At 70.8% G+C, this 20,135-nt stretch carries 24 protein-coding genes; 9 read left to right on the top strand and 15 right to left on the bottom strand.

Going from position 1 to position 20,135, the window contains the following annotated elements:
• Nucleotides 1-78: 78 nt before the first annotated feature.
• Nucleotides 79-213 carry a hypothetical protein gene (locus tag OHU74_RS20920; RefSeq protein WP_266785800.1) on the top strand — a complete coding sequence of 45 codons (135 nt, stop codon included), beginning with the start codon at nucleotides 79-81 and terminating at the stop codon, nucleotides 211-213.
• Here OHU74_RS20920 and OHU74_RS20915 read toward each other — a convergent pair.
• Nucleotides 210-917, bottom strand: a complete 708-nt coding sequence (locus tag OHU74_RS20915; protein WP_371617325.1) for a UbiX family flavin prenyltransferase — start codon at nucleotides 915-917, stop codon at nucleotides 210-212. The two genes, OHU74_RS20920 and OHU74_RS20915, sit on opposite strands and share 4 nt — an antisense overlap.
• Nucleotides 918-1,016: 99 nt before the next feature.
• On the opposite strand from OHU74_RS20915, the gene OHU74_RS20910 reads away from it, so the two are divergent.
• Complete coding sequence (locus OHU74_RS20910) at nucleotides 1,017-1,598, top strand: rhomboid family intramembrane serine protease (RefSeq protein WP_371617324.1); 582 nt, start codon at nucleotides 1,017-1,019, stop codon at nucleotides 1,596-1,598.
• On the opposite strand, the gene OHU74_RS20905 is transcribed toward OHU74_RS20910, so the two are convergent.
• The 4 genes from OHU74_RS20905 to OHU74_RS20890 all read right to left on the bottom strand — a co-directional run bounded on the left by OHU74_RS20905 (nucleotide 1,595) and on the right by OHU74_RS20890 (nucleotide 5,073).
• Nucleotides 1,595-2,158 (bottom strand): Uma2 family endonuclease, encoded by a 564-nt coding sequence (locus tag OHU74_RS20905; protein WP_371617323.1) that lies wholly within the window; start codon nucleotides 2,156-2,158, stop codon nucleotides 1,595-1,597. The genes OHU74_RS20910 and OHU74_RS20905 overlap by 4 nt on opposite strands.
• A gap of 64 nt (nucleotides 2,159-2,222) precedes the next feature.
• Entirely contained in the window at nucleotides 2,223-3,149 is a 927-nt protein-coding gene (mqnP, locus tag OHU74_RS20900; RefSeq protein ID WP_371617322.1) for a menaquinone biosynthesis prenyltransferase MqnP, read from the bottom strand.
• On the bottom strand, nucleotides 3,146-3,619 hold the full coding sequence (locus OHU74_RS20895; protein ID WP_371617321.1) for a hypothetical protein: 474 nt from the start codon (nucleotides 3,617-3,619) through the stop codon (nucleotides 3,146-3,148). Before OHU74_RS20895 ends, mqnP begins: the two co-directional genes overlap by 4 nt.
• Nucleotides 3,616-5,073: a menaquinone biosynthesis decarboxylase gene (locus tag OHU74_RS20890; protein ID WP_371617320.1), complete on the bottom strand. Its 1,458-nt coding sequence runs from the start codon at nucleotides 5,071-5,073 to the stop codon at nucleotides 3,616-3,618. The genes OHU74_RS20895 and OHU74_RS20890 overlap by 4 nt, the downstream gene beginning before the upstream one ends.
• An 89-nt stretch (nucleotides 5,074-5,162) precedes the next feature.
• Here OHU74_RS20890 and OHU74_RS20885 point away from each other — a divergent pair, with 89 nt between their 5' ends.
• Nucleotides 5,163-5,546 (top strand): PLD nuclease N-terminal domain-containing protein, encoded by a 384-nt coding sequence (locus tag OHU74_RS20885; protein WP_371617319.1) that lies wholly within the window; start codon nucleotides 5,163-5,165, stop codon nucleotides 5,544-5,546.
• Between the two features lie 69 nt (nucleotides 5,547-5,615).
• Here the strand turns inward: OHU74_RS20885 and OHU74_RS20880 are convergent, their stop codons facing one another.
• Nucleotides 5,616-5,987 (bottom strand): cupin domain-containing protein, encoded by a 372-nt coding sequence (locus OHU74_RS20880; RefSeq protein ID WP_371617318.1) that lies wholly within the window; start codon nucleotides 5,985-5,987, stop codon nucleotides 5,616-5,618.
• Between the two features lie 94 nt (nucleotides 5,988-6,081).
• On the opposite strand from OHU74_RS20880, the gene OHU74_RS20875 reads away from it, so the two are divergent.
• The gene (locus OHU74_RS20875; protein ID WP_371617317.1) at nucleotides 6,082-6,555 is read left to right on the top strand and encodes a MarR family winged helix-turn-helix transcriptional regulator; all 474 of its coding nucleotides are present in this window, start codon (nucleotides 6,082-6,084) and stop codon (nucleotides 6,553-6,555) included.
• An 81-nt stretch (nucleotides 6,556-6,636) separates the two neighbouring features.
• Nucleotides 6,637-7,182 carry a hypothetical protein gene (locus OHU74_RS20870; protein ID WP_371617316.1) on the top strand — a complete coding sequence of 182 codons (546 nt, stop codon included), beginning with the start codon at nucleotides 6,637-6,639 and terminating at the stop codon, nucleotides 7,180-7,182.
• An 83-nt stretch (nucleotides 7,183-7,265) separates the two neighbouring features.
• Here OHU74_RS20870 and ccsB read toward each other — a convergent pair whose 3' ends face one another.
• From ccsB to hemL, 7 genes are all read right to left on the bottom strand, one after another.
• A complete protein-coding gene (ccsB, locus tag OHU74_RS20865; RefSeq protein ID WP_371619751.1) occupies nucleotides 7,266-8,342 on the bottom strand; it encodes a c-type cytochrome biogenesis protein CcsB in 1,077 nt (358 codons plus the stop codon).
• Nucleotides 8,342-10,087 (bottom strand): cytochrome c biogenesis protein ResB, encoded by a 1,746-nt coding sequence (locus OHU74_RS20860; protein WP_371617315.1) that lies wholly within the window; start codon nucleotides 10,085-10,087, stop codon nucleotides 8,342-8,344. The genes ccsB and OHU74_RS20860 overlap by 1 nt, the downstream gene beginning before the upstream one ends.
• Before the next feature lie 13 nt (nucleotides 10,088-10,100).
• Nucleotides 10,101-10,886: a cytochrome c biogenesis CcdA family protein gene (locus OHU74_RS20855; RefSeq protein WP_371617314.1), complete on the bottom strand. Its 786-nt coding sequence runs from the start codon at nucleotides 10,884-10,886 to the stop codon at nucleotides 10,101-10,103.
• 4 nt (nucleotides 10,887-10,890) lie between these two features.
• Nucleotides 10,891-11,526, bottom strand: coding sequence for a TlpA family protein disulfide reductase (locus OHU74_RS20850; RefSeq protein ID WP_371617313.1), 636 nt, complete (start codon nucleotides 11,524-11,526; stop codon nucleotides 10,891-10,893).
• A 77-nt stretch (nucleotides 11,527-11,603) separates the two neighbouring features.
• Entirely contained in the window at nucleotides 11,604-12,851 is a 1,248-nt protein-coding gene (locus OHU74_RS20845) for a hypothetical protein (protein ID WP_371619750.1), read from the bottom strand.
• 114 nt (nucleotides 12,852-12,965) lie between these two features.
• Nucleotides 12,966-13,613: a histidine phosphatase family protein gene (locus OHU74_RS20840; RefSeq protein ID WP_371619749.1), complete on the bottom strand. Its 648-nt coding sequence runs from the start codon at nucleotides 13,611-13,613 to the stop codon at nucleotides 12,966-12,968.
• 38 nt (nucleotides 13,614-13,651) lie between these two features.
• Entirely contained in the window at nucleotides 13,652-14,974 is a 1,323-nt protein-coding gene (hemL, locus tag OHU74_RS20835; protein ID WP_371617312.1) for a glutamate-1-semialdehyde 2,1-aminomutase, read from the bottom strand.
• Nucleotides 14,975-15,267: 293 nt separating this feature from the next.
• On the opposite strand from hemL, the gene OHU74_RS20830 reads away from it, so the two are divergent.
• Together OHU74_RS20830 and trpS are read left to right on the top strand one after the other, a co-directional pair.
• On the top strand, nucleotides 15,268-15,705 hold the full coding sequence (locus tag OHU74_RS20830; RefSeq protein ID WP_267724140.1) for a hypothetical protein: 438 nt from the start codon (nucleotides 15,268-15,270) through the stop codon (nucleotides 15,703-15,705).
• Between the two features lie 274 nt (nucleotides 15,706-15,979).
• Nucleotides 15,980-17,107 carry a tryptophan--tRNA ligase gene (trpS, locus tag OHU74_RS20825; protein WP_371617311.1) on the top strand — a complete coding sequence of 376 codons (1,128 nt, stop codon included), beginning with the start codon at nucleotides 15,980-15,982 and terminating at the stop codon, nucleotides 17,105-17,107.
• Nucleotides 17,108-17,164: 57 nt separating this feature from the next.
• Here trpS and OHU74_RS20820 read toward each other — a convergent pair whose 3' ends face one another.
• Nucleotides 17,165-18,064 (bottom strand): NADP-dependent oxidoreductase, encoded by a 900-nt coding sequence (locus OHU74_RS20820; RefSeq protein WP_371619748.1) that lies wholly within the window; start codon nucleotides 18,062-18,064, stop codon nucleotides 17,165-17,167.
• A 147-nt stretch (nucleotides 18,065-18,211) separates the two neighbouring features.
• Between OHU74_RS20820 and OHU74_RS20815 the strand changes: the two genes are divergently transcribed.
• Complete coding sequence (locus OHU74_RS20815; protein ID WP_371617310.1) at nucleotides 18,212-18,628, top strand: winged helix-turn-helix transcriptional regulator; 417 nt, start codon at nucleotides 18,212-18,214, stop codon at nucleotides 18,626-18,628.
• 100 nt (nucleotides 18,629-18,728) lie between these two features.
• Nucleotides 18,729-19,487, top strand: a complete 759-nt coding sequence (locus tag OHU74_RS20810) for a Mut7-C RNAse domain-containing protein (protein ID WP_371617309.1) — start codon at nucleotides 18,729-18,731, stop codon at nucleotides 19,485-19,487.
• Nucleotides 19,488-19,544: 57 nt separating this feature from the next.
• Here the strand turns inward: OHU74_RS20810 and OHU74_RS20805 are convergent, their stop codons facing one another.
• Nucleotides 19,545-20,048 carry a hypothetical protein gene (locus tag OHU74_RS20805; RefSeq protein ID WP_371617308.1) on the bottom strand — a complete coding sequence of 168 codons (504 nt, stop codon included), beginning with the start codon at nucleotides 20,046-20,048 and terminating at the stop codon, nucleotides 19,545-19,547.
• Nucleotides 20,049-20,135: the final 87 nt, after the last annotated feature.

Genomic DNA, 20,135 nt, shown 5'->3' with positions numbered 1-20,135 from the left:
AAAGGCACACAGGGTCGACACCCTGTGAATCTTTCAACAGATCAACGATGATCTGACAATTTTCAGGAGTGGTTCACCGTGTACACGATCGAGATGGCCTACGCACACATGCGACAGCTCCAGGAGCTGGCCAACCGATCCCGCACCGACCAGCCCGCCGCCGCCCACCGCGTCGACAAGACCCGCAAGCCGGGGCGCAGCAAGAAGCGCTAAGCACCGCCGCTTGCCCCGCTCGACCCGCTCGACCCCTCGGGAAGGCGGGAGCCTCCGAGCTCCCCCTTCCAACGGCGGTACAGCTGATGCGGCACCCCTGCCGCGTCGAGCACCCGCCCCGCGACGAAATCCACCAGATCCTGGATGTGCGTCGCACCCGCGTAGAACGCCGGAGAGGCGGGCAGCACCACTGCGCCCGCCTCGTCCAGCGTCACCAGATGTTTCAGCGTCTGCCCGCTCAGCGGGGTCTCCCGCACCGCGACCACCAGCCGGCGCCGTTCCTTGAGCGTCACGCTCGCCACCCGCTGGAGCAGGTCCTTCGAAAGCCCGAGCGCCACGCCGGCCACGCAGGCCGTCGACGCGGGCACGATCAGCATCCCCAGAGCGGGGTAAGAGCCGCTGCTCGGCCCGGCCGCCAGATCGCCGGCGCCCCAGTAGCGGACGCCGTCCAGTTCCGGCCTCCCGAACGTGGCGGGCTTCCCGTCCGCCCCGCGTTCCAGCCATTCGGCCAGGTCGTCCCGCCAGTGCGCGTCGCGGAAGGCGATCCCCGTCTCGTCCAGCAGCGTCAGGCGCGAGGCCCGGCTCACCACCAGGTCCACGCTCTCGCCCGCCGCCAGCAACCCACGGAGCACGGCCGCCGCGTACGGCGTCCCGGACGCCCCGGAAACCCCGACCACCCACGGGGTGCGCTTGCCCTCAGTCATACCTCCGAGACTATCCGGCCACCGGGAATGGGCACTGGCTAAGGTGGCCGGACGTTCAAGGGATGGACACATGCGGGTGAGAAGGGGGGCGGGGGCGCCATGAGCGACGTGCGAGGGCTCGACCGGGCCAAGGCCGCCGGTCTGCTGATGCTGGGCTGGGTCGCACTGCTGTGGCTCATCGAGCTCGTCGACTACGCCACGGGCCACGCCCTCGACGCCTACGGGATCACCGCGCGCGAGGCGGACGGGCTGGCCGCGATACCCCTGGCCCCGTTCCTGCACTTCGGCTTCGACCACCTGGCCTCGAACAGCGTCCCGCTGCTGGTCCTCGGCTTCGTCACCGCCCTCAGCGGGATACGCCGCTTCCTGGCCGTCTGCGTCGCGATCGTCCTCGCCGACGGGCTGGCGGTCTGGCTGATATCCCCGTCCCACAGCATCACGGCGGGCGCCTCGGGCCTGATCTTCGGCCTCTTCGGCTACCTGCTGATACGCGGCTTCGTGGAGCGCAGCCCGCTCGGCGTCGTGGTGGCCGTGGTGATCGCGACGGTCTGGGGCACCACGTTCCTGGCCGGAGCCCTCCCGGCGGACTCGACGGTCAGCTGGCAGGCCCACCTCTTCGGCCTGCTGGCCGGCGCGGGCGTGGCCGCACTGACTCGCCCGCGCGTGGCGGTGGCGGCCTAGGCGGTGCCGCGGTCGATGGGCAGCGCGGCCGTATCCACCGAGACCTTGCCGATGCCCGTCTCCACCGTGACCGTCTCCCCGTACGGGAACACGTCGCGCCCCCGGTAGCCGTCGGGCCCCGGGTTCCACAGGGTCGTGCACTGGGCCTTGTACGGGTCGAAGATCAGGTAGTGCGGGATACCGCGCCGGGCGTAGGCCCGATCCTTGACCTCGTAGTCATTGCGCACGCTGCTCGGGGAGACGACCTCGATGACCAGCTCGACCAGGTCGGGCGGGTAGGCGCTGAGGTTCCTGTCCGCCTCCGTAGCAGGAATCACCGCAAGGTCCGGGCAGAACTCGTTGTCGCCGTCGAACGGGACCGCGACGTCGCTGATGAAGCCCCACTCATCGGACAACTGAGCCTCGAACGCCCTCCACACAGCAAAGACGGTGGCGTTGTCGCTCGGCCTCAGCGGAGTCATCACGACGGCGCCCTCGACGATCTCCGTGCGGTGACCGGGAAACATGTCCTCGAACCTGCTGAGTCGTGAGTGCAGAGGCTGGCCTTCGGGCGTGGTCACGACCGCACGCTAGCGCCCCGGCAGGCCGCGAACCGCCGGATCCGATAGGGCACACACGATCGAGTTACAGGGACAGACCCCGCGACACCAGGTCCGCCAGTGCGCAGACGAAGAGCGCCATGCCGATGAAGCCGTTCACCGTGAAGAACGCCCTGTTCAGACGGGACAGGTCGTGCGGCCTGACGATGGTGTGCTCGTAGAGGAAGGCTCCTACGACGATCAGCAGGCCGAACCAGAACCGCAGCCCGGCGTCCGTCGCGACGGCGTACCAGGCCAGCAGGGCCGTGGTGACGACGTGCGCGCCGCGGGCGCCCCACAGGGCGGCCGGGATGCCGAAGCGGGCCGGGACGGACTTGACGCCCTCCGCCCGGTCGGCGGCCACGTCCTGGCAGGCGAAGATCAGGTCGAAGCCGCCGATCCACACGCCGACCGCGAGGCCGAGGATGACGGCGTCCCACGACCACTCGCCGGTGACCGCGAGCCAGGCCCCGATCGGTCCCATCGCCTGGGCGATGCCCAGGATGACGTGCGGGAAGTTCGTGAACCGCTTCCCGTACGGGTACACCACCATCGGCACGACGGCGATCGGCGCCAGCATCAGGCAGAGCGGGTTGAGCAGCGCCGCCGCCCCGAGGAAGACCACCAGCGCGATCCCGGCCCCGGTCCAGGCGGAGCGCACGGACACGGCGCCCGTCACGAGCTCCCGCCCCTGAGTACGAGGGTTCCGCGAGTCGATCTCCCGGTCGATGATCCGGTTGGCGGCCATCGCGAAGGTCCGCAGCCCGACCATGCAGACGGTGACGAGCAGCAGCTTGCCCCAGTGCATGCTCTTGTCGAGCGTGAACATGGCGGTGAGCGCGGCGATGTAGGCGAAGGGCAGCGCGAAGACCGAGTGCTCGATCATCACGAGCCGCAGGAAGGCCTTGACCTTGCCGGTCGGCTGCGGCGCCGGGCCGGACGAGCCGATGAGTTCGTCGGCGGTCGTCATCATGCGAGGGCTCTCCGGAACTCTTCGAGGTCGGCCAGCAGTTCCGCCGCCGGGAGCGCGCCCAGCTCCAGGGTCTGGGGGGCGGCGCCGTCTTCGTGGCCCTCGGGCGGGGTGACGCGGGCGGTGACCACCCAGGCGTCGCCGGCCGGGCGGGCTTCGAGGCGCAGGAAGTTGCCGGCCTCGGCGGTGAAGGGCTCGGCCGCCGCCAGGGAGCGCTGGAGCTGCTCCGCGAAATCGTCCGCCTCGATGTCGCGCGCGCCGGGCAGTTCGAAGCCGTCGCCCTCGCCGCCCTCGTCGAGCATCAGGGCCCAGACGTTGCCGGGTCCCGCGAACTCCTCCGGCGACACGCCCGCCTGCTCGGCGGCCAGCCGGACGCCCGGGTCCGCCGGGTCGAGCTCCGGGCGCACCAGGGCCACGTAGACCGTGTCGGTGCCGATGAAGAGGGCCGGACCCCCCATTGCGATCGGGCTCACAGGCCGTACTCCTTCCAGCGACTGTCCACCAGGGCGGCCGTAGCCGGGTCGGACTCGACCATGTCAGGCCAGCCGCCGTCCCGGGTGTAACCCTCCGTCGGCAGCTTCTTCGTGGCGTCGATGCCCGCCTTGCCGCCCCAGAACTGCTGGTAGGAAGCGTGGTCCAGGTGGTCGACCGGGCCCTCCACGACGGTGAGGTCGCGGGAGTAGTCCGTATTGCCCAGCGCCCGCCAGGAGACCTCGTGGAGGTCGTGGACGTCGCAGTCCTTGTCCACCACGATGATCAGCTTGGTCAGCGACATCATGTGGGCGCCCCAGATGGCGTGCATGACCTTCTGCGCGTGCTTCGGGTACTTCTTGTCGATCGAGACGATCGCGCAGTTGTGGAAGCCGCCCGATTCGGGGAGGTGGTAGTCCACGATGTCCGGGACGATGATCTTGAGCAGCGGCAGGAAGAAGCGTTCCGTCGCGCGGCCCAGCGGACCGTCCTCGGTCGGCGGGCGGCCGACCACGATCGACTGGATCAGCGGACGCCTGCGCATCGTCACGCAGTCGATCTTCAGCGCGGGGAAGGGCTCCTGCGGGGTGTAGAAGCCGGTGTGGTCGCCGAAGGGGCCCTCGGGGAGGGTCTCCCCGGGCTCCAGCCAGCCCTCGATGACCACCTCGGCGTGGGCCGGGACCTGGAGCGGGACCGTCTTGCAGTCCACCATCTCGATCCGCTTGCCCGCCACGAACCCGGCGAAGAGGTACTCGTCGATGTCGCCCGGCAGCGGCGCGGTCGAGGCGTACGTCACGGCCGGCGGACAGCCGAAGGCGATCGCGACGGGCAGCCGCTCACCGCGGGCCGCGGCGACCGCGTAGTGGTTGCGGCTGTCCTTGTGGATCTGCCAGTGCATGCCGATGGTGCGCTTGTCGTGGCGCTGGAGGCGGTAGAGGCCCAGGTTGCGCACGCCCGTCTCGGGGTGCTTGGTGTGCGTCAGGCCCAGGTTGAAGAAGGACCCGCCGTCCTTGGGCCAGGTGAAGAGGGCCGGCAGCTGGTCCAGGTCCACGTCGTCCCCGGTGAGGACGACCTCCTGGACGGGCGCGGACTCGCCCTTCACCTTCTTCGGCGGCACGTGCACCATCGAGCCGAGCTTGCCGAAGGCCTCGCGGACCCCGATGAAGCCCTGGGGCAGCTCGGGCTTGAGCAGGCCGCCGATCTTCTCGCTGATCTCGGCGTACGACTTGAGCCCCAGCGCCTTGAGCAGCCGCCGGTCGGTCCCGAAGACGTTCATGGCCAGCGGCATCGCCGAGCCCTTGACGTTCTCGAAGAGCAGCGCGGGTCCGCCCGCCTTGTTCACTCTGTCGACGATCTCCCCGACCTCTAGGTACGGGTCCACTTCGGCCTTGATGCGCTTGAGGTCGCCCTCCCGCTCCAGGGCCCGGAGCAGCGAGCGGAGATCGTCGTAAGCCATGGGGCCCAGTATCGGTCACCGGCTACGCTTGACGTATCACCGGGGCCGTCGATTCGAGCCCCGCCATTGCTTCCAGGGGGCTGTTCCGCATGATCCGGGCGCTGATGTTCATCCTGCCGCTGGCGCTGACGATCTACGCGTTCATCGACTGCCTCAACACCCCCGAGGACGAGGCCAAGCACCTCCCCAAGGTCGTCTGGGTCATCATCATCCTGCTCTTCTGGATCGTCGGCCCGATCGTCTGGTTCGCCGCGGGCAAGCTGCGCACCGTCCCGGCCGGCGGCCGCACCCCCTCCGAGTGGCACCGCAGCCACCGCCAGGAGTGGGTCGCCCCCGACGACAACCCGGAGTTCCTCAAGGCCCTCCGCGAGGAGAACAAGAAGGACGAGAGCCTCCTCAAGGACTGGGAGGCGGACCTGCGCCGCCGCGAGGAGGAGCTGAAGCGGCGCGAGCAGGGCGAGGGCAAGGACTGACCCCTACCGAGGGCAAGGACTGACCCCTACCGAGGGGAAGGGCTGAGCCCTACGGGGACGCCGCGCGGCTCACACCGCCCACGGCAGAGGGCGGCTGCCCTCGGTGCCCGGAACCGATACGAGGCCGTCCGCGCGCATGGCGACGTAGACCTCGGTGTCCTCGAGGGCGTGGACGCGGCGCAGGACGTCCGGGGGCAGGACCACGACCTGGCCGACGGCGACCTTCTCGGTCCGGCCGCCACAGGTGACGTCCAGGGCTCCGGCGATGACCGTCCACACCTGCTCACGGCTGACGGAGTGCTCCGGGCCGGTGATCCCGGCGGCGATGGCGGCGTGCCAGGTACTCAGCTCCGCGCTGCCCCGGCTGGGCGAGGCGAGGCCGGTCATGGTCGCGTTGGGGGTGGTGATGACATGCTCGGGGGACGTGGTGATGACGCGCAAGACGGCTCCTTGGTCGGCATGGCGGACAGGCGAGTAAAGCGCCTTTACTTGATGCAAGTAAAGCAGCTTGACTCGCCCGTGTCACCATGTTTCCGTGACCACCCACCAAAGCGACGACCGCATCGAGCTGACCTTCCTGCTCGGCCTCGGCTTCCAGCTGCTGCTCGGCGAGTTCACCCGCCGCCTCGAGGAGTCCGGGCACGCCGACAATCTGCGCCCCCTGCACGGCATGGCCTTCCAGGCCCTCAAGGGGCCCGGCGCGACCGCGACCGAGCTCGCCGAGCGGCTCGGCGTGACCAAGCAGGCCGCCGGGCAGATCGTCGACGACCTGGAGCGGCGCGGGTACGTGCGCCGCGAGCCGCACCCCGAGGGCGGGCGCCGCAAGCTGGTCGTACTGACCGGGGCCGCGAACGACCACCTCCGCGCCGCCGGGCGGGTCCTGCACGAGCTGGAGGCCGAGCTCGGACGGGGCAGCGTCGACCTCGGCGCACTGCGCGCCGAGCTCGGCCGACTGGTGCGCACCCTGAACGGGGACGGGCCGCTCCCGGCCCTGCGCCCCGCCTGGTGAGCGGCGCGGCGGGCACCACCGGAGACGGGTGTGACCGAGAGCACAATTGAACGCGTTCAAGGGTGCTGACAGAATGGCCCCATGGGGGAATCGCTTTCTCGGCACGGCGGCGGACCGCGGATTCTCGACACGGTCCTGCGCAACCTGCTCGCCTACGCGGTGCTCGTCGCCGCCCTGCTCGCCGTGACCGGCTACGCCCCGCTGGACACCGACCCCGTCCCCACCGTCTTCGACGCCAAGACCACCGAGATCATCGGCACCTGGCGCTGCGTCGAGGGCACCGAAGTCGTCTTCCGCTCCGACGGCACGGCCGCCGTCACCCTGCTCGACGGCCAGGAACGCGACTACGGCAGTGGTTGGCGCCTCTCGGGCGCCGGCACGTGGAAGCTGACCGGCGCCCAGCCGGCCGGCCGCAACCTCGGCCAGCACGTCCGCCTGGACCTCCCCGCCCGCACCGGCGCCGGGGCACGGTCCGAGATGCGGCACGAGACGGACCTGCCGGCCCCGCCCGAGGCGTACCGCTGGACCTTCGAGCTGCGGCGCGACGAACGCCAGAGCCTGGAGCTCTACTTCTTCTACGGGGCTCCCGGGGCGCGCGGCGCCTACGTACTGGAGCGGGACCTCTGACGGGCGGACGGACAGACAGACAGACACGCGAACGGGGCCGCAGCCACCCCTCAGGGCGGCCGCGGCCCCGTAAGGGCTGCGGGTCAGACTCCGGCGTACGAGTGCTTGCCGTTCAGCAGGATGTTGACGCCGTAGTAGTTCCAGATCCAGCACGCGAAGGCGAACAGCGCCAGGTACGCGGCCTTGCGGCCCTTCCAGCCGGCCGTGGCACGGGCGTGCAGGTAGCAGGCGTAGGCGACCCAGGTGATGAAGGACCAGACCTCCTTGGGGTCCCAGCCCCAGTAGCGGCCCCACGCGTCGCCCGCCCAGATCGCGCCCGCGATGATCGTGAACGTCCACAGCGGGAAGACGGCCGCGTTGATGCGGTACGAGAACTTGTCGAGCGAGGCCGCCGAGGGCAGCCGCTCCATGACCGAGGTGGCGAAGCGGCCCGGCTGGCCGCCGCCCGCGAGCTTGCCCTCGTAGGAGTCGCGGAACAGGTACAGGACCGCTCCGGCCGCTCCGATGTAGAAGACCGCGCCGCAGAAGATCGCGGTGGAGACGTGGATGTACAGCCAGTACGAGTGCAGGGCCGGGACCAGCTGGTCGCTGTCCGTGTAGAGCACCGTGGTGGCGATGCCCAGGTCCAGCAGGACGGTGGTGACCAGGAGCAGGCCGAGCCAGCGGACGTTCTTCTTCAGCAGCAGGAGCGCCAGGTACGTACCGACGGCCACCGTGGAGAAGGTGATCGAGAATTCGTACATGTTGCCCCAGGGGGCCCGCTCCACGGACATCGCACGGGCGAGGACCCCGCCGGTCGCCAGCAGGAAGCCGAGGGTGGTCAGCGAGACCGCGATCCGCCCGTACAGGTCGCCCTGGACCGTGCCGCCGGCCGCGCCGGGGCCGTCCGGGACGTCGCGGGTGCCGGCGGCGCTGCGCGTGACGACCTTCGGCTTGTCGAGGACGGCGGTGCCGCCCTTGCTCCGCACCTGCACGGCGGGGGCATCGGCCTGGGACGTGGTGGTGAGCGCGGCGGCCGTACGGGCCACCTTGCTGCGGCTGCCGAAGATCCACTCGGCGATGTGGGCGAGGAAGGCGAGGGTGTAGACCGCCATCGACGCATAGATGAGGTTGTTGCTGAGGTGGGCCAGACTCTCGTTGGTTGCGGCCGCGAGCTGCATCACGCGCGCTCCCCTTCGACTACTTCGGCTGCTTCGGCAGGTGGTGCGACAGGTGGGGCGGGCGCCGCGCTCGGCGCCTGCTCGTGGAGCGCGCCGGCCAGCGCCGACAGCTCCTCGGGAAGCTTGGCGGACTCGCTGCGGCCGAGGCCCGCCATCTCGACGACGGTCACGCCGTCCTTCCCGGTGACCGCCCGGACCCAGATCCGGCGGCGCTGGATGAACAGGGAGCCCGCGAGGCCCCCGATGGCGGCGATGGCGCCCGCGAGGGCGAGACCGCTGCCGGGCTGCTGGGTGATCGAGAAGGTGGCCCAGCGCTCGATGCCCTCGAACTTCACGACTCCCTCGCCGCCCGGCAGGTTCATCGACTCGCCGGGGAGCATCCGCTGGGTGAAGAGCTTGCCGTCCTCGCCCTTGAACATCTCCATCTTGGACGTGTCCAGCTGGTAGACGTTCTGCGGCAGGCCCGAGTCCACGCCGAGACTGCCGTGGTACGCGTTGAGCGCGAGGGCCGGCGAGTCCAGCTCCGGGAACTGGGAGAACATCGTGCCGTGGCCCGCGCCCGCGAACGTCGGCACGAAGACGGCCTGGAAGCCGAGCTGCTCGGACTTGCCGTCCTTGTTCTTGTACCCGTCGGTGACCTTGACGGCTCCCGAGGAGGTCAGGTTGCCGTCCTGCGGCAGCATCGGCACGGCGTCCTTGTAGATCACCTTGCCGGTGGAGTCGGTCACCGAGATGATCGGCGCGTAGCCGTGGCCGAGCAGGTAGACCTTGGAGCCGTCCACCTCCAGCGGCTTGTTGACCTGGATCTCGCGCTTCTCCGGCTTGCCGTGCGCGCCGTTGGTGAAGGTGACGTACGCCTTGAAGTCGCGCGGGGTGCCCTTCTGCGGGCCGCTGCGCTCGTAGGTGGCGTCGAACTTGTCCAGGGTGAAGGAGAACGGCGGCAGGTCCTCGGGGTCGAAGAGGCTGCCGGACTTGAAGTCGTCGTACTGGGTGAGCGTGTTCGAGAAGCCCTGGCCGCGCAGGACGAGCTTGCCGCCCTCGGACCTCAGGTACTGGCCCCAGGCGAAGGCGACCAGCATCACGATCAGCGCGACGTGGAACATCAGGTTCCCGGCCTCGCGCAGGTAGCCCTTCTCCGCGGAGACCGAGCCCTGGCCCGCCTCCGTCCGGAAGCGGCGGCCGCCGAGCAGGGTACGGGCGTACGAGAGCACCTCGTCCGGGGACTCGTCCGTGCGCCACGTCGTGTACGCGGGCATCCGGTCGAGCCGCCTGGGCGCGCCCGGCGGGCGGCCGCGGAGCTGGCCCACGAACTGCCAGGAGCGCGGCAGGATGCAGCCGATCAGCGAGATGAACAGCAGCAGGTAGATCGCGGAGAACCACACCGAGCTGTAGACGTCGAAGAGCTGGAGCTTCTCGGCGAGTCCGGCCCAGGAGGCGTGCTCCTTCTTCCAGGCGGCGACCTTCATCAGGTCGACCTGGTTCTGCGGGACCAGCGAGCCCGGGATGGAGGCCAGGGACAGCAGGAAGAGCAGGATCAGCGCCACCCGCATGGAGGTGAGCTGGCGCCAGAACCAGCGGACCCAGCCCAGCACACCGATGCCCACGGGTCCGCCGGGGGCGTCCTCCAGGGGTGCGGTGGACAGCTGTGCGCCGGCGGCCGCTTCGGCGGAGGCCTCCGCCGAGGCCTCGGCGGAATCGGCGGAATCGTTCGGCGCCCCGGAGGGCGCGTTGTCGGTCGTACTCATGTCCGTGTAGTCCTCAGATCCCCACCGTGAAGCCTTGGGTCCAGCTCTGCATGTCGCTGACGATGCTGCTCCACATTCCTGTGACGAGCAGCAGACCGGTCAGGATCAGCATGCCGCCGCCGATGCGCATCACCCACGCATAGTGCTTCTTCACCCAGCCGAACGCGCCGAGCGCCTTGCGGAAGGCGAGGGCGGTGGCGATGAAGGGCAGTCCCAGTCCCAGGCAGAACACGGTGGTCAGCAGCGCGCCGCGGCCCGCCGTGGCCTGGTCGAGGGAGAGCGTGCCGACGGCCGCGAGGGTCGGGCCCATGCAGGGGGTCCAGCCGAGGCCGAAGAGCACTCCGAGCACGGGCGCGCCGATCAGCCCGACCGCCGGCTTCTTGTGGAAGCGGAATTCCCGCATCGTCAGGCCGGGGATCGCGCCCATGAAGAACAGGCCCAGCAGGATCACCAGGCCGCCGAGGATCCGGGAGATGAGCACCTTGTTCGCGTCGAGGGTCTGCCCGAAGTAGCCGAACAGCGCGCCGGTCGAGACGAAGACGGCCGTGAAGCCGAGGACGAACAGGCTCGCGCCGCCCAGCATCCGGCCGCGCCGGGCTTCGGCGAGGTCGGCTCCGCCGACGCCGGTCACGTAGGAGAGGTAGCCGGGGACCAGGGGCAGCACGCAGGGCGAGAAGAAGGAGACCAGGCCGGCGAAGAGCGCGATCGGCATGGCCAGCAGCAGGGCGCCGTTGAGGACGGTGGCGTTGACGCCGGTCTGTTCGGCGGCGAGGACTACCTGGGAGAGCTCGGTGACCACGAGGTCACTTCTCCGCGAGGACGGGCTCGATCATCGAGCGCAGCTGCTCCTCGTTGACGGCCGCCAGGGTGCGGGCGGCGATCTTGCCGTCCTTGTCGAGGACGATCGTGGAGGGGATGGCCTGCGGGTTCAGCGCGCCCTTGGGGAAGCGCAGGATCTGCTTGCCGTCCGGGTCGAAGAGGCTCGGGTAGGCGATCTTGTAGGTCTCTTCGAAGGAGACGGCGTTCTGCTTGCTGTTGTCCCGGGTGTTGAGGCCGACGAAGGCGACGTCCTTGCCCGCGTCCGCCATCTCCTGGGAGACCTTGGCGAAGTTCGGGGCTTCGGCCCGGCACGGCGGGCACCAGGAGCCCCAGACGTTGAGGACGACGACCTTGCCCTTGAGGGTGGTGGTGTCCAGGGTCTTGCCGTCGACCGTCTCGCCGTCGAGCTTGGGGGCGTCGATCCGGTCGGCCTTGGCGACCGTGGAGACGCCGTTGGAGCCGGTCACGTAGTTGCCTCCGGCGGAACCGGAGGATTTGCTGCCGCTGCCCGAATCGCCGCACGCCGTGAGGGTGAGGGCGCTTGCGAGGGTCACCGCGGTCAGCAGGATGGCGCGGCCGCTGGTCGAGCGGCTGCGGCGGGGGGCGCGGCTAAGGCTCATGTGAAAAGTTTCGCATGACCGGTTTGCCGATCTTCCGCGCCCCCCGGAGGTGTGTTAAGCCGCTGGTCAGGTGTGGGTCAGACGCCCGTGAGATACGTGGCCCAGCCACCGGTCGGCGACTGGCCGGGACCCAACGTGCGCAGTTTGTCCAGAACCTTGGGGTTCTGGACGTCCAGCCAGTCGGCGAACTGCCGGAAGGATACGAGCCGTACATCCTTTTTGTCCGCCATGCCCTTGAGCGCCTCCTCCACGGCGTCCATGTAGATCCCGCCGTTCCACTCCTCGAAGTGGTTGCCGATGAAGAGCGGCGCGCGGTTGGTCTCGTAGGCCCGCTTGAAGCCCCCGAGATAGGAGGCGGTGGCCTGGGAGCGCCAGGCCGGGTAGTTGGACGGGGCGCCCCTGGTGGTGTTCTTGGACTGGTTGGCGAGGATGTTGTAGTCCATCGACAGCACTTCGAAGGAGTGCCCGGGGAACGGCATCGACTGCAGCGGCAGGTCCCACAGGCCCCCGCGCTTGACCGGCCACTGCTGGAGGCCGCCGGGCGAGCTGGAGTCGTAGCGCCAGCCCAGCTTCTGGGCGGTCGGCAGCAGGTTGTCCTGGCCGAGCAGGCAGGGGGTGCGGGAGCCGGTCAGCTCCTTGCGGTAGTCGAAGGGCAGCGGTTCGAGGTCGGTGAAGCCGGTGTTGGTCCGCCAGTTGGTGACGAACGACACGGCCTGGTCGATCTCGCTCTGCCAGTCCTCCGGGGTCCACTTGCCGACCGAGCCGGAGCCGCCGCAGAAGTGGCCGTTGAAGTGGGTTCCTATTTCGTGGCCGTCCAGCCAGGCCTCGCGCACGCACTTGAGGGTGTTGCGGACGTTCTCGTCCTTGAGGTAGCCGATGTCGGAGGCTCCGACGGGGTTGTTCGGCGGCCGGTAGAGGTCCTTCTTGGACTCGGGCAGGAGGTAGAGGCCCGAGAGGAAGAAGGTCATGCCCGCGCCGTGGTCCTTGGCGAGCTTGAGGAAGCGGGGGAAGAGGCCGTTGCCGATCTCGCCCGCGCCGTCCCAGCTGAACACCACGAACTGGGGCGGGGTCTCGCCCGGCTGGAGGGGTACGGGGGCGGGCGGCTGGTGGGGCTGCGGTCCGGTGTCGGCGGTGGAGCCGTCGCCGATCAGCCGGACTTCCGGCTTGCCGGGCTTGACGGTTCCGCCGCCCGCGCCTGCCTCGTTCTTCTTCGGGCCGGGGTTGCCCTGATCGGGCCCGTCGGCAGAACCGCACCCCGTGATACCCATCGCGGCGGCGGCCCCGAGTCCCAGACCGATCGCTCCCCTTCGGCTGAAATCGCGCACATGGCTCATATAAGTCACATAAGCCGACATACGGACGGGAGCCGTCGCGACGCGCGACAACTCCCGTCCAATTTGTATGAAATTCGGGCAAAGCGGGACTGGGGAGTCCGTGGGTTACGCGCCGAACGCCTTCGACTTCCCCTTCACCGGCTTCGCCCCGGCCAGGAGATGCGCCGGGACCAGGTCCCGGGCCGGCTCGCTGTAGCCCACCGACACCAGCTTGTCGCCCTGGTACGTGAACGAGGTCAGCGAAGCCAGCGTGCACTGGCGGCGGCGCGGGTCGTGCCACAGCCGCCGCTTCTCCGCGAAGCTCCGTACGATCCAGATCGGCAGCTGGTGGCTGACCGCCACCGCCTCGTGGCCGCGGGCGGCGTCACGGGCGGTCTCGATCGCGCTCATCATCCGGACGACCTGCTCCACGTACGGCTCGCCCCAGGACGGCTTGAACGGGTTCGTCAGGTGCTTCCAGTTCTCCGGCTTGCGCAGCGCGCCGTCGCCGACCCCGAAGGTCTTGCCCTCGAAGACGTTGCCCGCCTCGATGAGGCGGCCGTCCGTCGCCAGGTCCAGCCCGTGCGACTTGGCGATCGGCGCCGCCGTCTCCTGCGCCCGCTCCAGCGGGGAGGCCACGACGTGGGTCACGTCCCGGCCCTCCAGGTGCTCCGCGACCCGGTCCGCCATCTTGCGGCCCAGGTCGGAGAGGTGGTACCCGGGACGGCGGCCGTAGAGGACCCCCTCCGGGTTGTGCACCTCGCCGTGGCGCACGACGTGGACCACGGTGATCTCGGCACTGCCTTCGGCACTCATGCGGTGGCCTCCGCGGCGGCTCGGGCGGCGGCCGGCAGCGCGGCCGCGATCCGCTCGATCGCCTTCTCGTCGTGGGTGGTTGAAACGAACCACGACTCGAACGCCGAAGGCGGCAGGTACACGCCCTGCGCCAGCATCGAGTGGAAGAAGCCGTTGAAGCGGAAGGCCTCCTGCTTCTTCGCGTCGTCGTAGTTGCGGACCTCGTTCTCGGTGAAGAACACCGAGAACATGTTGGAGGCCGTCTGCAGCCGGTGCGCGACGCCCTCCTTGGTGAGCGCGGCCGTCACCAGCCCCTGGATCTCCTTGGACACCGCGTCGACCTTGACGTACGCCGCCTCGTCCAGCAGCCGCAGCTGCGCGAGACCGGCGGCGGTCGCGATCGGGTTACCGGAGAGCGTGCCCGCCTGGTAGACCGGACCGGCCGGAGCCAGGTGGCCCATCACGTCGGCGCGGCCGCCGAACGCCGCGGCCGGGAAGCCGCCGCCCATGACCTTGCCGAAGGTCATCAGGTCGGGCTTGACCCCGTCCACGCCGTACCAGCCGGCCCGCGAGGTACGGAAACCCGTCATGACCTCGTCGGAGATGTACAGGGCGCCGTTCGCCCGGCACAGGTCGGCGAGGCCCTGGTTGAAGCCCTCGCCCGGGGTCACCACGCCCATGTTGCCCGGCGCGGCCTCGGTGATCACGCAGGCGATCTCGCCCGGGTGCGCGGCGAAGGCCGCCCGGACCGCTTCGAGGTCGTTGTAGGGGAGCACGATCGTGTCCCCGGCCTGCGCACCCGTCACGCCCGGGGTGTCCGGCAGCGCGAAGGTCGCGAGCCCGGATCCGGCCGCGGCCAGCAGCGAGTCCACGTGCCCGTGGTAGCAGCCGGCGAACTTGACGATCTTGGCGCGGCCGGTGAACCCGCGGGCGAGGCGGATCGCGGACATGGTCGCCTCGGTGCCGGAGGACACCAGGCGGACCTGCTCCACGGGCTCGATCCGCGCGACGATCTCCTCGGCGAGCGCGACCTCCCCCTCACCGGGGGTACCGAAGGAGGTGCCGCGGACGACAGCGGCCTGGATGGCCTCCACCACGGCCGGGTGGGCGTGGCCGAGGATCATCGGCCCCCACGAGCAGACCAGGTCGACGTACTCGCGCCCGTCGGCATCGGTCAGGTACGGACCGGTACCGGACACCATGAACCTGGGCGTTCCGCCCACGGCGCGGAACGCACGCACGGGAGAGTTCACGCCGCCAGGCGTCACGAGGGACGCGCGGTCAAAGAGAGTCTGCGAGACTTTGGCTTCATACGGGTACGGGTAGCTCACACCAGCCATGGTCTCATCAGGCCGCGACTGACTTGCGGACGGGCGTTTCACCGCGCCGCCCCGGGGGAGGTCACTGCCATGATGATCAGGCTGCGTGGCGGGGGTCACGGGGCCGGGGCAGGCAAGACCAGTCGGGTGGAGATATGCAACGCGGTGGTGGACCGGGCGAGGGCACGGACGGCCTGGACCCGCAGCGCGCCCGCGAACGTCGCCGCGGCAAGCACCGCCGCCGCGTCACGGACGCGGCAGAACCCGTACCGGGCCCCGCGCAGGACGCCGACGGCCTCCCCAGAGGCCGCGGCATGGGCGTGACGTACAAGTACTTCGGCGCACCCGACGGCGCCACCGCCGCCCGGGTGCCGGTGACGATGCGGCCCGAGGAACTGGGCGGCGACGAGCTCGGCATGGGCGGCCTGTTCAGCAAGATCAAGCCGGAGACCGTCGCGGCGATGGTCCTGACCGGCATCGAGGGCATACCCCTGCACAAGGTGCCCCCGCTGGAGCTGGTCGTCCTCCACCCCGACTACGCGGTCGTCAAACTCCCGATGACCGTGGTCGACCCGCTGCGCGGCATCGGCGAGGAGTCGGTCGGCGCGGCCGCCTTCATCTGGTCCACGGTCCCCGACCGCGGCGGCCCCCGCGACGCCTTCAACGTCTACCAACTGCTCCACGAGTGGCAGGACTTCTCGCACCGCCTCCACGAGGCCGGGCACCAGCCGTACTGCCTGGTCTGGCCCTGAGTCGTCCGCTCGCGCGCCCCGACAGTCGAAATCCGGCCATTGGGCCCCGTAATCGAGGCCGAACGGACGGCGACGCGGGCCGCACCGATTCGCTAGGCTCGAACCATGGCTGACATGTCTCGCCTTTGCTGGTGGCGCTCCTCTTAGGAGCGGCCACGGCATTCACGTACCCCTGGGCCGCCGAACGGACGGCCCACCGGTATGCACTCCTACGCTGCCGCCGTCGCCGGCCGACCCGTTCGGCGGTCTTCGACCGAGCAGCAGGAGAGCACGCATGACGACCACGCAGACCACCGAGCAGACCAGCCCCCTCGACATCATCGTCGGGGCCCGGCGCCGCAGCGCCGAACTCGAAGAGCAGATCCGGCACGATCCCGGGCGGTTCCGGGTCCTGACCGGGGACCGCCCGACGGGCAGACTCCACCTGGGCCACTACTTCGGGACGCTCCAGTCCCGGGTCCGGCTCCAGGACGCCGGCGTGGACACCTTCCTGGTGATCGCCGACTACCAGGTCCTCACCGACCGGGACGTCGCCGAGCGCTTGTCGGAGCACGTGGAGGACCTGCTCCTCGACTACCTGGCCGCCGGGATCGACCCGGAGCGCTCCACCGTCTTCGCCCACAGCGCGCTGCCCGCCCTCAACCAGCTGCTGCTGCCGTTCCTGTCCCTGGTCTCGGTGGCCGAGCTGCAGCGCAACCCGACCGTGAAGGACGAGATCGCGCACTCGCGCCAGGCGTCGGTCTCGGGCCTGATGTTCACCTATCCGGTGCACCAGGCCGCCGACATCCTCTTCTGCAAGGCCAACCTCGTACCGGTCGGCCAGGACCAGCTCCCCCACCTGGAGGTCACCCGGACGGTGGCCCGCCGCTTCAACGACCGCTACGGGCGCCAGGAGCTCCGAGGGCATCAGCAGGGCGGGGCCGGCCGCCCCGGCCAGGTCTTCCCCGAGCCCGAAGCCCTGCTGTCGGCGGCGCCACTGCTGCTGGGCACCGACGGCACGAAGATGAGCAAGTCCCGCGGCAACGCCATCGCACTCGCCGACACCGCGGACGAGACGGCCCGGCTGATCAAGGGCGCGAAGACCGATGGCGAGCGCCACATCTCCTACGATCCCCTCGCCCGGCCCGAGGTGGGCAGCCTGCTGCTGCTCGCGGCGCTCTGCCAGGGCCGCACCCCCGAGGCGGTCGCGGCGGAGATCGGCGGCGGCGGCGCGGCCGTGCTCAAGCGCGTGGTCACCGAGTCCGTCAACGAGCACCTCGCCCCGCTGCGGGCCCGCCGCGCCGAGTACGCCCGCGACCTGGGCCACGTACGCCGGATCCTGCGCGAGGGCAACGAGCGGGCGAACGCGGTGGCCGAGGCCACCTTGGAGGAGGTCCGGGAGGCCATGGGCACCCGGTACTGACCGCCGGGGTCCCCCGGTCCTCCGGTCCTCCGGTCCCCCGGCGTCCTGACGGTGTCCTCAGGACACCGTCAGGACGATGCGGCCGCGGGCTCCGCCCTCCGCCAGGCGGGCGTGGGCCTTGGCCGCCTCCGCCAGCGCAAAGGTCTCGCCCGCCCGGAGCGTCAGCTCCCCCGCGTCGACCAGCGCCACCAGCCGGGCCAGGTGCTCGCCGTCGGCCGCGACCTCCTGTACCACCACGCGGACGCCCCGCTCCGCCGCCGGGGCGTCGCCGGGGCGCAGGCCCACGTAGACCCCGCCGTCGCGGACGTGTGCCAGGGCCGCCGCGCCCAGTACCGCCGCGTCCACCACCCCGTCGACCGGGCCGGCCGGGGCCGAGCCCCTGGGGACGAAGGCGGCCGCGCCGAGGGTGCGTACGAGGGCCTCGTCGTCCGCCCCCGCCAGGGCGGTCACCGCGTAGCCGGCCCGCGCGGCCAGCTGCACGGCGAGTCCGCCGACCACCCCGGCCGCGCCCGTGACCAGGACCGAAGCCCCCGGGGCGAGCCCCAGGAGGTCCACCGCGCGGGCGGCGGTCAGCCCGCTCAGGGGCAGCGCCGCGGCGGTGACCGGGTCGGCGGAGGAGGGGGCCGCCGCTATCGCGGAGGCGTCGAGGACCACGTACTGCGCGTGGGTGCCCAGCGGCTTGACCGGGCCGTAGTGCAGGCCGACCACCGGGTCGGAGAGCGCCCAGCCGCTCACGCCCGCGCCGAGCCCGTCGATCTCGCCCGCCACGTCCCACCCGAAGCCGAGCCGCTGCCCCGCGCCGCCGAAGACCCCGACGCGGACCGCGCCGTCGACCGGGTTCAGGCCGGCCGCCCGGACCCGTACGCGGACCTGGCCGGCGCCGGGCTGCGGGACCGGGACCTGCACGAGCTCGATCTGCTCGGGTCCGCCGAAGCCGTCCACGACGACGGCCTGCATGGTGGTGGGGGTGGTCTCGTTGATACTCATGATCGTTTCTCCCGCTCGCTGGTCGGTGCGTTCCGATGACCACTAACCTAGGGAGAGGTACTGTCGATTCGTAAGTACGCACTTGGGGGTGCGTACCCGACCCGGAAGTGAGCGCCCATGGCCACTCGAACCGCCGCCGACCGCCGCGAAGAGGCGCGCACCGCCTACGACGCCTTCCTCAAGGAGTGCCCCACCAGCCAGCTCCTGGCGCGCATCAGCGACAAATGGGTCGGCCTCATCCTCAGCGCCCTCGCCCAGGCCGAAGAGCAGTCCCTGCGCTACAGCGACCTCGGCCGCAAGATCCCCGCCGTCAGCCAGAAGATGCTCACTCAGACCCTCCGCTCCCTCGAACGCGACGGCCTCGTCACCCGCACCGTCACCCCCACCGTCCCGGCCCGCGTCGACTACCGGCTCACCGAGCTCGGCGGCAGCCTCGGCTGCCTCTTCTCCTCCGTGAAGCAGTGGGCCGAGAACCACTTCGACGAGGTCAGCGCCCATCGCGAGCTCCACGACCGGGCCGAGGCGACCCCGTAGGCCCCGTGGACCGCGGGCCGTGAGCACAGGCCGTGAGCACGGTCCGGGCCATCGCTGAAATCCCGTGCCGGGGCCCGCCCCTCAATGGCATGCTGGCCCCGTGAACGGACCCGGCATTGAGCTCACCCTCGCCCCCGAACTGCACGTCTTCGCCGCCCCGAGCCGGCGCGGCACGCGCGTACCGACCACGACCGACGGCGCCTCCAGCCTCGGCCACGTCGTCGAATCGGCCGGCGTCCCGCTCACCGAGGTCGGCCGGATCCTCGTCGACGGCGCCGAGGCGCCCGTCTCCCACGTGCCCCGGGCCGGGGAATCCGTCGAGGTCTTCGGCGTCGACCGCCCCCAGCAGATCCCGGGCGTCCCCGCCGTCACGCCGCTGCGCTTCCTCCTCGACGTCCACCTCGGCACCCTCGCCCGCCGCCTGCGCCTGCTCGGCGTGGACGCGGCCTACGAGAACGAGGACATCGGCGACCCGGCCCTGGCCACCCGCTCCGCCGCCGAGCAGCGCGTCCTGCTCTCCCGAGACCGCGGGCTGCTGCGGCGCCGCGAGCTGTTCGCGGGCGCGTACGTGTACAGCGACAACCCCGACGAGCAAGTGCGCGACATCCTGAGCCGGTTCGCCCCCGCCCTCGCCCCCTGGACCCGCTGCACCGCCTGCAACGGCACCCTGCGCGAGGCCGACAAGGACAGCGTCGGCGACCGGCTGGAGCAGGGCACGCAGCGCTCGTACGAGGTCTTCGCCCAGTGCTCCGACTGCGAGCGCGTCTACTGGCGCGGCGCCCACCACGCCCGTCTGGAGCGGATCGTGGACGAGGCCCTCGCCGAGTTCGCCCCGGGGGCGGGAGCCCGGAAGGCGTGAGCCGGGGGCGGTGAGCATCGCTCACCGGCCTCGTAGGGCTCGTAGGGCTCGTAGGGCTCAGAACGCGTACGCGTCGCCCGTGTCCAGCGCCAGCACCACGTGCTCGTTGTTGGTGTGGTTCCGGTCGGTCGCGCCGCCGTTCCACCACGTGTCCACCCGCACGACCACCTCCGGCGTCCGCTCCCGGAGCTCCAGCACCAGCCCGATGTGCCGCCCCCGCCCGTGCAGCGGCAGCGGCCCGGTCTCGCACATCACCTCGCGCAGCCCGGCCCGCACACAGCCCTCCGCCAGCTCCTGCCGGTCCGCGAGCTCCGCCGACAGGCGCAGTCGTACGGTGGCGTTCGCCAGCGCCGCCGGGCCGTCGTTCTGCGGAACCAGCAGGATCCGCAGCCGCCCGCCGCCCAGGGCGACCCGCCCGTGGTACGCCACGTCGGCCTCCGGACCGGACCCGGAGTACCCGGACCGGGCGTGAGCAGTCCCCGCACCAGCGCCGAGCAGTACCAGCAGCCCGGCCATCACCACACTCCGTACGGCACCTCGGCGCACCGTGACCACCTCCACGCGCGGACGTTAGCCACCCCGCCCGACCATCAGTCGGACCATCACACGAATGAGGGCGAGTCCTCCCCCCATCTGCGTGCGTAGGCT

The organism is Streptomyces sp. NBC_00454 (genome assembly GCF_041434015.1).
In the GTDB taxonomy this organism is placed as follows: Bacteria; Actinomycetota; Actinomycetes; order Streptomycetales; family Streptomycetaceae; genus Streptomyces.
This window is presented reverse-complemented; position numbering and strand designations above follow the sequence as displayed.